We start from the raw sequence: 9,795 nt of genomic DNA on the forward strand, positions 1-9,795 counted from the left end.
GGCTGCGGGGCGACCCGGAAGACCTCGCCGCGCGGCGCGCGCCGGGGGCTCGCGCCGCGCCCGTGCGCCAGCATCAGCGCGGACGTCTGCCCGGCCGCGGTGCGCGCCAGCGCGAGCAGCAGCCCGTCGGAGCGCTGCGACCAGGTGGTGAGGTTGATGCTGCCGAGCAGCGATCCGTCGACCGGGTCGAGGACGGGCGCGGCGGCGCAGGTGTAGCCCCACAGCCCGGTGCAGTAGTGCTCGTCGCCGCGGACCAGCGAGGGGACGCGGTCGGCCAGGGCCAGCCCGAGCCCGGTGGTCCCGGCCTCCCGCTCGCCGAAGGCGAACCCGGGGGCGAGGTAGGTGCGGTCCAGCGCGTCGGTCAGGCCGCGCTCGTCGCAGAGCCGGGAGACGACGATGCCGTCGGCGTCGGTCAGCATCAGCGAGATCGGCTCGCCCGGCAGGCCTTCGTGCAGCCCGGCGAGCACCTCGCCGCCGCACCGGGCGAACAGCGAGCCGTCGTCGACGGCGCCGGTGAACGCCGGGTCGACCGCCTCGGTGGGGGCGCCGTAGGTCTCGCTGCGCGCCCAGGACGCCGAGATCCGGGCCGGAGCCAGTGACTGCCCCATCGCGCGTACCTCCTCGTACCTGCTGCTCACGACCGTGTCATATCCGCGACGCCGTCGCGACGCCGTCTCGTCTCAGGTTGAGACGGTGATCACGACCGCCGGGGCGCCGCCGTTCCTACCTTCGGCCCTCGACGCGGGATCCCCACCGGCCCGCGCAGTCGCGGGGTGTCCACCACCTCGCCGCGACCGAGAGGACAACGATGTACTCGAAGAACGGCGAATCCTATTTCATCGTGGACGCCCACGTGGCGCTGTGGGACGCACGCCCGGAGAACCAGCGCAACATCCACGGCAAGCAGTTCATCGACTGCTTCTACGACTACCACCGCAACCTGAGCCCCGAGTCCGAGGTCTGGCCCTACGAGGACTACCTCTACCAGGGCGGCGAGCGGCTGATGAAGGATCTGTTCACCGACGGCCACGTCGACCATGCCGTCTTCCAGCCCGCCTACCTGGGCGAGTTCTACGACAACGGGTTCGGCCAGACCGAGGAGGCCTTCGCCCTCGCCCAGGCCCACCCGGACAAGCTGACCTACAACCACCACTGGGATCCCCGCAACGGCGAGCAGGGCCTGCGGCAGCTGCGCGAGGACGCGAAGCGCTTCGGCCTGAAGGGCGCGAAGCTCTACACCGCGGAGTGGCACGGCGAGTCCCGCGGCTGGAAGCTCGACGACCACTGGTCCTACAAGTACCTCGAGGCGGCCCAGGAGCTGGGCATCCGCAACATCCACATCCACAAGGGCCCCACCATCCGCCCGCTGGACCGCGACGCGTTCGACGTCGCCGACGTGGACAAGGTCGCCACCGACTTCACCGACCTGAACTTCGTCGTCGAGCACTGCGGCCTGCCGCGCCTCGAGGACTTCTGCTGGATCGCCACCCAGGAACCGAACGTGCACGCCGGCCTGGCTGTCGCGATGCCGTTCATCCACACCCGGCCCAAGTACTTCGGCCAGATCATCGGCGAGCTCCTGTACTGGCTGGGCGAGGACCGCATCCAGTTCTCCAGCGACTACGCGATCTGGACCCCGCGCTGGCTGGTCGAGCGCTTCGTCGACTTCGAGATCCCGGACGAGCTGTCCGAGTACGCGCCGCTGACCACCGCCCAGAAGAAGAAGATCCTGGGTCTCAACGCCGCGGCGATGTACGACATCGAGGTCCCCGCCGAGCTGCAGCTGCGCGACGAGACCCCGACCGAGGTCCCGGTGGCCTCGTGAGCGCCCCCGCCCTCGCCCGCACCTCGCGTACGGACCAGGCGTTCCGGGCGCTCGACGCCGTCGTCGACCCCGAGCTGGACGAGCCGATCACCGACCTGGAGTTCGTCCGTTCCCTCGACGTCGACGGCGACCGGGTCACCGTGCACCTGCGCCTGCCCACCGCGTTCTGCGCGCCGAACTTCGCCTACCTGATGTGCTCGGACGCGAAGGACGTGCTCACCGCGCTGGACTGGACCGGCGAGGTCGTGGTCGAGCTCGACGACCACCACGACTCCGACCTCATCAACGCCGGGCTGGCCGCCGACGCCGGCTACAAGGGCACCTTCCGGCACGAGGCCGAGTCCGACCTCGACGAGCTGCGCGAGACCTTCCGGCGCAAGGCGCACACCGCCGCGATGGAGCGCTCGCTCACCGGGCTGCTGCGGGTCGACCCGGACCGGACGCCCGAGTCGCTGCACGGCGTCACCCTGGCCGACCTGCCCGCGGGCCCGGCCACCGACGCCCTGCTGCGCCGCCGCGCGGCGATCGGCCTGCCCACCGGCGGCGACCGGCCGGTCCTGGTCGGCCACGACGGCGTCCCGTACCCGGCCGAGCAGGTCCCGCTGAAGCTGCGGATGGCCCGCTCGGTGCGGATCTCCATCGAGGGCAACGCCCACTTCTGCCGCGGGCTCCTGAAGACCCGCTACCCCGAGTCCGTGAAGGGATCCGTGTCGTGAGAGCAGTACAGGTGGTCGGCTACCACCGGCCGATGGAGCTGACCGAGGTCCCGAAGCCGGAGGTCGTCGACCCGTTCGACGTCGTCGTCCGGATCGGCGGCGCCGGGGTCTGCCGCACCGACCTGCACGTCCTCGAGGGGCAGTGGGCGGAGAAGTCCCAGGTGACGCTGCCCTACACGATCGGCCACGAGAACGCGGGCTGGGTCGAGTCCGTGGGGTCGGCCGTGACCCACGTCCGTGAGGGCGACGGCGTCATCCTGCACCCGCTCGCCACCTGCGGCCTGTGCCGCGCCTGCCGCTCCGGCGACGACGTGCACTGCACCGCCTCGGCGTTCCCGGGCATCGACACCCACGGCGGCTACGCCGAGTACCTGCGCACCTCGGCGCGCAGCGTCGTCAAGCTGGACCCGTCGCTGCAGCCCGCCGCCGTCGCCGCCCTCGCCGACGCCGGTCTCACCGCCTACCACGCCGCGGCCAAGGCCTCACGCCGGCTGGGTCCGCGCGACACCTGCGTCGTCATCGGGGCGGGCGGGCTCGGCCACATCGGCATCCAGGTGCTGAAGGCGCTGACCCCGGCCCGGCTGGTCGTGCTCGACCGCAACCCGGACGCGGTGAAGCTGGCGCTGGAGATCGGCGCCGACGACGGGATCGTCGCCGACGGCGGGCAGGTCGACGAGGTCCTGTCGCTCACCGGCGGGAACGGCGCCGAGGCCGTCATCGACTTCGTCGGCGAGGGCGGCTCCACCGCCCAGGGCCTGGCGATGACCCGGCGCGCCGGGGACTACCACGTGGTCGGCTACGGCGAGAACGTCGACGTCCCGACGATCGATCTGATCTCGGCCGAGGTGAACGTGGTCGGCAACCTGGTCGGGTCCTACAACGATCTCTGCGACCTGATGGAGCTGGCCGCCCGCGGCCGGGTCACCCTGCACACCAGCACCTACGCCCTGGACGACTTCCAGTCCGCGCTCGACGACCTCGACGCCGGGAGGGTCAGGGGCCGCGCCATCCTGGTGCCCTGACCTGCTGTTCTGATCGCGGTCCCGCTCACGACGGCCCGTACCGGCGACGCCCGGTGCGGGCCGTCGCGCGTTCCGCGGAACGCGGTCAGCGGGGGTCGCGACCGTCGAGCCGGGCCTGCACGGCGGCGGTGATCCGGGTCAGGGCGGCCACGTCGTCGTCGGAGAGGGCGTCGAAGACCAGCTCCCGCACGGTCTCCACGTGCCCCGGTGCCGCAGCCTCGATCGCCGCGCGGCCCTGCTCGGTGAGCACGACGTAGTTGCCGCGGCCGTCGTCGTCGCACTCCTCGCGGGCGACCAGGCCGCGCTTCTGCATCCGGGCCAGGTGGTGGGAGAGCCTGCTCTTCTCCCACTCCAGCAGCGTCGCCAGCTCCAGCACCCGGCACCGCTCGTCGGGCCGGTCGGTCAGCGCGACGAGCACGTCGAAGTCGGTGAGCGAGAGCCCCGACCCGGTCTGCAGCCGCCGGTGCAGCTCGCCCTGCAGGCGTGCCTGCATCCGGAGCAGCCCTCGCCAGGCCACCTGCTCGCGCTCGTCCAGCCACCGTGTCACGGCACCATCGTAGCGGAATAGTTGACTCATCATCTATGTTGCCGCAGGATGTAGATGACGGATCAACCAATGAGCCGTCGACGAGCAGAGGAGGAAGCCGTGCAGTTCGGAGTCTTCACGGTCAGCGACGTCACGCCGGACCCGACGACCGGCCGCACGCCGACCGAGGCCCAGCGGATCCAGGACGTCCTGACCATCGCGAAGCACGCGGAGCAGGTCGGGCTCGACGTCTTCGCGATCGGCGAGCACCACAACCCGCCGTTCTTCTCCTCGTCGCCGACCACCACGCTCGGCTACCTCGCCGGCGTCACCGAGACCCTGCAGCTGTCCACCTCGACCACGCTGATCACCACGAACGACCCGGTGAAGATCGCCGAGGACTTCGCGATGCTGCAGCACGTGGCGGGCGGCCGCGTCGACCTCATGCTCGGCCGCGGCAACACCGGCCCGGTCTACCCGTGGTTCGGCCAGGACATCCGGCAGGGCCTGAACCTGGCGGTCGAGAACTACGCGCTGCTGCGCAAGCTGTGGGACACCGAGGTCGTCGACTGGGAGGGGCACTTCCGTACCCCGCTGCAGGGCTTCACCTCGACCCCGCGCCCGCTCGACGGCGTCGCGCCGTTCGTGTGGCACGGCTCGATCCGCAGCCCCGAGATCGCCGAGCAGGCCGCCTACTACGGCGACGGCTTCTTCCACAACCACATCTTCTGGCCGGCGTCGCACACGAAGCGGATGGTCGAGTTCTACCGCACGCGCTGGGAGCACCACGGTCACGGACCGGCCGACCGCGCGATCGTCGGCCTCGGTGGGCAGGTGTTCATGCGCCGCAACAGCCAGGACGCGGTGCGCGAGTTCCGGCCGTACTTCGACAACGCGCCGGTCTACGGGCACGGGCCCTCGCTGGAGGACTTCACCCGCGAGACCCCGCTGACCGTCGGCAGCCCGCAGCAGGTCATCGAGCGGACGCTGGGCTTCCGCGACTACGTCGGTGACTACCAGCGCCAGCTGTTCCTCATCGACCACGCCGGCCTGCCGCTGAAGACCGTGCTGGAGCAGCTCGACCTGCTGGGCGAGGAGGTCGTGCCGGTGCTGCGCAAGGAGTTCGCCGCGCTGCGCGCGCCGGGCGTCCCGGACGCGCCGACCCACGCCTCGCTGGTCGCCGCCCGCGACGCCGCGGGCACCGGCAGCACCGACAGCACCGGGACGCAGGAGAAGGAGGTCGCGTGATGACCACCCGCAGGATCGTCGTGCTCAGCGCCGGGCTGTCGACGCCGTCGTCGACCCGGCTGCTGGCCGACCGCCTCGCCGCCGCGGTCACGGCCGCACTGGCCGACCGGGGCGAGCGGGCCGAGGTGCAGGTCGTGGAGCTGCGCGAGCACGCCCGCGACCTCGCCGACCACCTGGTCGCCGGCTTCCCGAACACCGCGCTGGCGCCGGTGCTGGAGTCGGTGGCCGCGGCGGACGCCGTCGTCGCCGTGACGCCGATCTTCTCGGCGTCCTACAGCGGGCTGTTCAAGACCTTCGTCGACGTCCTGGACCGCGACGCACTCACCGGCACCCCGGTGCTGCTCGCCGCGACCGGCGGCACGGCGCGGCACTCGCTGGCCCTGGAGCACGCGATGCGCCCGCTGTTCGCGTACCTGCGGGCCGCGACGGTCCCGACCGCGGTGTTCGCCGCCTCCGAGGACTGGGGCGCGACCGAGGTGGGCACCACACTGGACGGCCGTGTCGGGCGCGCCGCGGGCGAGCTGGCCGACGCCGTCGCCGCCCGGCCGCCGGCCACCCGCACCGACCTGTTCGCCGACGTCCCCGACTTCACCTCACTGCTGAAGGGCTGACCGCCATGACCGACACCGGCACCCCCACCGACATCGCCGCCCTCGACGCCGCCCGCGACCGCATCCGCACCGCCCACCTGAAGCCGGCGGGGGAGCGGCCGGCCTCGACCGCCCGCGGCCTGCACCACACCGCGCTGGTCAGCTCGGATGTCGAGCGGACCGTGCGCTTCTACCAGGATGTCCTCGGCTTCCCGCTCACCGAGCTGATCGAGAACCGGGACTACCCGGGGTCCTCGCACTTCTTCTTCGACATCGGCAACGGGAACCTGCTCGCGTTCTTCGACTTCCCGGGCCTCGACGTCGGCCCCTACGCCGAGGTCCTCGGCGGGCTGCACCACATGGCGATCAGCGTCGAGCCGCAGCGGTGGGACGAGCTCGTCGCGCGGCTCGCCGAGGCCGGGGTGGAGCACGAGGTGCACTCCGGTGTCTCGGTCTACTTCCGCGACCCCGACGGTGCGCGCATCGAGCTCATCGCCGACCCGCTGGGGGAGATGTACGGCCAGCACGTGCTGTGAGCGGGGTGCTCACCGGCGGACGCTGACGTGGACGTGGTCGTAGTGCCCGCCGGTGGCGTCCTCCGGGTCGTACACCCCGCCGCCGTCGTAGGGCCGGCCCCAGTTCTCCCGGCCCTCCCCGGAGTCCCCGGTGCCGCGGTACCAGATCCGGCCCTGCCAGATCACGTAGCGGACCCGCAGCTCGGCGGCGTTCTCGCGCAGCCAGGTCGCGACGGCCCAGCCGTCCTCCAGGTCCTGGCCGGCGGGGAAGTCGCCGTAGCCGGCCGGGAAGAAGTCGCAGGCCCGGCCGGCGGGGTGGTCGCTCGAGGGGTTCCACGCGTGCTCCGACCAGCAGGTGACCGCCCGGACCGGTGCTGACGGGCCCGGCTCGCCGAACCGGGCCACGGCGGCGTCGTGCAGGCGCAGCGCGGACGGGGTGAGGCAGCCCGAGGTCGTCGGGTCCGGCTGGTCGCACTGCTCCGGCGGCGGCGGATCGACCAGCTCGCGCAGGTCGTCGGGGGTGAACCCGCGGCTTCCGGCGAACCAGGCCAGACCGCCCACGAGCAGGGCCAGCACGAGGAGCACGCCCAGCACCGGGGCGACGCGGGTCTTCACGGGGGCTTCGTCCGTTCTGTCGGAGTGCCTCCCACGGTACGGCGAGGAGTCCGGTGCCCGCCGACGGTCGGCACCGCGACACCGCCCGCGAGGAGGCACCCATGACCGTCGTGACGACGGATCTGCTCGACCGCCCGGACGCCCGCATCACCTTCGACGTCCGCGGCACCGGCCCGCTGCTCGTGCTCGTCGGCTCGCCGATGGGCGCCGAGGGCTTCGGCTCGCTCGCCGACGCGATGGCCGCCGACCACACCGTCGTCAGGTTCGACCCGCGCGGCACCGGCCGCAGCCCCACCGAGGACCCGGACGCCGACTCCACCGTCGCGCTGCGGGCGGCCCGGCCGGTTTCGTCGCCCGGCTGCGGCAGGTGCCGGCGCGCACCTGACAGCGGCGGCGCCGTTCGGCAGGATGGCGCGGTGATCAGCACGACCGCTGCGGGCGACGCCGTCCGCGCCCGGCCCGACTCGGAGCGTCGCCGCCGGGCCCGGGGCGCCCTGCACGACCTGCTCCCGCAGCTGTCCCGGGAGGCGGTCGCCGCGCTCGGCGCGGTCGAGGCGGCGGGGTTCCTCGCCCGCACCGAACGTTGGTACGCCGATGCGCACCTGCCGCTGGAGGCCCTCTACGGCGCCGTCGCCGACCCGGGCGGGCTGACCGCCCGGCTGGTGCGCGCCGCGCTGGCCGCCGCGGCCGCCCGCCCGCAGGCGCTGCGCGAGCTCGACCGCCGCCGCGAGGTCGACGGCGACTGGTTCCAGGACCCCCGCACCGTCGGCTACGTCGCCTACACCGACCGCTTCGCGGGCACCCTGCGCGGCATCCGCACCCGCCTGGACCACCTGTCCGACCTGGGCGTGCGGTACCTGCACCTGATGCCGCTGCTCAGGCCGCGCGACGGCGAGAACGACGGCGGCTACGCCGTCGCCGACTACACCGCCGTCGACCCGCGGCTGGGCACGATGGACGACCTGGAGTCCCTCGCCGGGGCGCTGCGCGAGCGCGGCATGAGCCTGTGCGTGGACCTCGTCCTCAACCACACCGCCGCCGAGCACCCGTGGGCGCGCGGCTGGCTCGCCGGCGACCCGCGCTACGCCGGCTTCTACACCGCCTACCCGGACCGGGAGATGCCCGACGCCTGGGAGGCGACGATCCCCGACGTCTTCCCCGACCGCGCGCCCGGATCGTTCAGCTGGGTGCCCGGGGCGAACGGCGGCGACGGCGGCTGGGTGTGGACGACGTTCTGGGACTACCAGTGGGACCTGGACTGGACCTGTCCCGAGGTGTTCGCCGCGATGCTCGGCACCGTGTTCACCCTGGCCGGGCGCGGGGTCGAGGTCCTGCGGATGGACGCGGCACCGTTCCTCGGCAAGCGGCTCGGCACGAACTGCCAGAACCAGCCCGAGGCCCACGACGTGCTGCAGGCGCTGCACGCGCTCACCCGGATCGCGGCCCCGGCCGTGGTCTTCAAGGCGGAGGCGATCGTCGCGCCCGACGACCTCGTCGGCTACCTCGGCGCACACGACCGCTACCGCCCCGAGTGCGAACTGGCCTACCACAACCAGCTCATGGTGATGGTGTGGTCGAGCCTGGCCACTCGCGACGCCCGCCTCGCCGCGCACGCGCTGCGCCGCATGACCCCCGCCCCGCCGACGACGGCGTGGGCGACCTACGTCCGCTGCCACGACGACATCGGCTGGGCCGTCTCCGACGTCGACGCCGCCGCCGTCGGCTGGGACGGCCCGTCGCACCGGCGGTTCCTCAACGACTTCTTCGCCGGACGCTTCCCGGGCAGCTTCGCCCGCGGCGCCCTGTTCCAGGAGGACCCGGACACCGGGGACGCCCGCATCTCCGGTAGCGCCGCCGCGCTCTGCGGCATCGACGACGCCCGCGCCCGCCACGACCCCGCCGCCCTCGACGCGGGAGTGCGACGCCTGCTGCTCGCGCACGCCGTCGTCTACGGCTGGGGCGGCATCCCCCTGCTCTACATGGGCGACGAGCTGGCTTTGGCCAACGACACCGGCTACCGCGCCGACCCCGAGCGCGCCGCGGACAACCGCTGGATGCACCGGCCCCCGATGGACGAGGCCGCGTTCGCCCGCCGCTACGACCCGGACACCGTCGAGGGGCGGGTGTTCGGTGCGCTGACCGGGTTCGCCGCGGTGCGGGCCGAGCTGCCCGCGCTGCACGCGTCGGCGCCGGTGGAGGTGCCCGTGCTCGACGACCCGGCGGTGCTCGGGTGGACGCGGCGGCACCCGCGCGGCGGTCGTTTCGTCGGGCTGGTCAACGTGTCCGACCGGCCCGCCTCGGTCGACGCCGCCCTGGTCACCGGCCTGGACACGGTGCTGTCCTCGGACGGGCCGGTCCGCACCGAGGGCGGGCGGGCCCATCTCCCGCCGCTGTCCTGGGCGTGGCTCGCGGAGCCGTGAGCCACGCCCGGCGCCCTCACCAGCTCCCGAACGGCGTGCCGCCCCCGAACAGCGGTGACGTGCCCAGCGCCGAGCGGAACTCCAGGTACACCACGAGCCCGTAGACCACCCCGGCCAGGAAGACCAGGCAGGACAGCGACACCAGTACGTAGGTGAGGACCCGCAGCACGGTGAGCGCGGTCGGGTCCTTCGCGACCCGCACCGGCGCGGCGGCCGTGGCGGGGGCGGCCGCGCGTGGCGTCGTGGTCACCGGCCCGGTCGCCTCGATTGCCGGTGCGGCCGCCGCCGTGTCGGCGGACCGTCCGGTCGCGCCGAACC

General features: G+C 73.2%; 10 protein-coding genes and 1 pseudogene. 7 read left to right on the forward strand and 4 right to left on the reverse strand.

The genetic code is table 11. The features are described 5' to 3' along the window. Positions 1 to 638: pseudogene (locus NH602_RS23450) on the reverse strand (Fis family transcriptional regulator); the annotation flags it as partial. A gap of 170 nt (positions 639 to 808) precedes the next feature. On the opposite strand from NH602_RS23450, the gene NH602_RS23455 reads away from it, so the two are divergent. From NH602_RS23455 to NH602_RS23465, 3 genes are read left to right on the forward strand one after another with little or no spacing between them, the layout of a single operon-like run. Next, positions 809 to 1,825: an amidohydrolase family protein gene (locus tag NH602_RS23455; RefSeq protein ID WP_073576701.1), complete on the forward strand. Its 1,017-nt coding sequence runs from the start codon at positions 809 to 811 to the stop codon at positions 1,823 to 1,825. Beyond that, positions 1,822 to 2,541, forward strand: a complete 720-nt coding sequence (locus tag NH602_RS23460) for an iron-sulfur cluster assembly protein (RefSeq protein WP_073576700.1) — start codon at positions 1,822 to 1,824, stop codon at positions 2,539 to 2,541. Before NH602_RS23455 ends, NH602_RS23460 begins: the two co-directional genes overlap by 4 nt. Continuing rightward, positions 2,538 to 3,563, forward strand: a complete 1,026-nt coding sequence (locus tag NH602_RS23465; RefSeq protein WP_179761675.1) for an NAD(P)-dependent alcohol dehydrogenase — start codon at positions 2,538 to 2,540, stop codon at positions 3,561 to 3,563. Before NH602_RS23460 ends, NH602_RS23465 begins: the two co-directional genes overlap by 4 nt. Before the next feature lie 85 nt (positions 3,564 to 3,648). Here the strand turns inward: NH602_RS23465 and NH602_RS23470 are convergent, their stop codons facing one another. Continuing rightward, entirely contained in the window at positions 3,649 to 4,110 is a 462-nt protein-coding gene (locus NH602_RS23470; RefSeq protein ID WP_073576698.1) for a MarR family winged helix-turn-helix transcriptional regulator, read from the reverse strand. 99 nt (positions 4,111 to 4,209) lie between these two features. On the opposite strand from NH602_RS23470, the gene NH602_RS23475 reads away from it, so the two are divergent. The 3 genes from NH602_RS23475 to NH602_RS23485 are packed head-to-tail and all read left to right on the forward strand — an operon-like array spanning position 4,210 to position 6,463. Beyond that, on the forward strand, positions 4,210 to 5,337 hold the full coding sequence (locus tag NH602_RS23475) for an LLM class flavin-dependent oxidoreductase (protein WP_100878880.1): 1,128 nt from the start codon (positions 4,210 to 4,212) through the stop codon (positions 5,335 to 5,337). Further along, a complete protein-coding gene (locus NH602_RS23480; RefSeq protein WP_253068916.1) occupies positions 5,337 to 5,948 on the forward strand; it encodes a CE1759 family FMN reductase in 612 nt (203 codons plus the stop codon). Before NH602_RS23475 ends, NH602_RS23480 begins: the two co-directional genes overlap by 1 nt. 5 nt (positions 5,949 to 5,953) lie before the next feature. Then, positions 5,954 to 6,463: a VOC family protein gene (locus tag NH602_RS23485; RefSeq protein WP_253068917.1), complete on the forward strand. Its 510-nt coding sequence runs from the start codon at positions 5,954 to 5,956 to the stop codon at positions 6,461 to 6,463. A 9-nt stretch (positions 6,464 to 6,472) separates the two neighbouring features. Here NH602_RS23485 and NH602_RS23490 read toward each other — a convergent pair whose 3' ends face one another. Then, positions 6,473 to 7,057, reverse strand: coding sequence for a hypothetical protein (locus NH602_RS23490; protein WP_179761678.1), 585 nt, complete (start codon positions 7,055 to 7,057; stop codon positions 6,473 to 6,475). 101 nt (positions 7,058 to 7,158) lie between these two features. Between NH602_RS23490 and NH602_RS23495 the strand changes: the two genes are divergently transcribed. Next, a complete protein-coding gene (locus tag NH602_RS23495; RefSeq protein WP_253068918.1) occupies positions 7,159 to 9,477 on the forward strand; it encodes an alpha-amylase family protein in 2,319 nt (772 codons plus the stop codon). Positions 9,478 to 9,493: 16 nt separating this feature from the next. Here NH602_RS23495 and NH602_RS23500 read toward each other — a convergent pair. Next, positions 9,494 to 9,795: hypothetical protein (locus tag NH602_RS23500; RefSeq protein ID WP_253068919.1), on the reverse strand; the 302-nt coding region annotated here is incomplete at its 5' end.

Origin of the sequence: Pseudonocardia sp. McavD-2-B (assembly GCF_024124365.1) — a bacterium.
Taxonomy (GTDB): Bacteria; Actinomycetota; Actinomycetes; order Mycobacteriales; family Pseudonocardiaceae; genus Pseudonocardia; species Pseudonocardia alni.

What these genes read in the sequence shown, in the direction of transcription:
- NH602_RS23455 (WP_073576701.1), top strand. Translation starts at nt 809, where the DNA reads ATGTACTCGAAGAACGGCGAATCCTATTTCATCGTGGACGCCCACGTG.
- NH602_RS23480 (WP_253068916.1), top strand. Translation starts at nt 5,337, where the DNA reads ATGACCACCCGCAGGATCGTCGTGCTCAGCGCCGGGCTGTCGACGCCG.
- NH602_RS23485 (WP_253068917.1), top strand. Translation starts at nt 5,954, where the DNA reads ATGACCGACACCGGCACCCCCACCGACATCGCCGCCCTCGACGCCGCC.
- NH602_RS23495 (WP_253068918.1), top strand. Translation starts at nt 7,159, where the DNA reads ATGACCGTCGTGACGACGGATCTGCTCGACCGCCCGGACGCCCGCATC.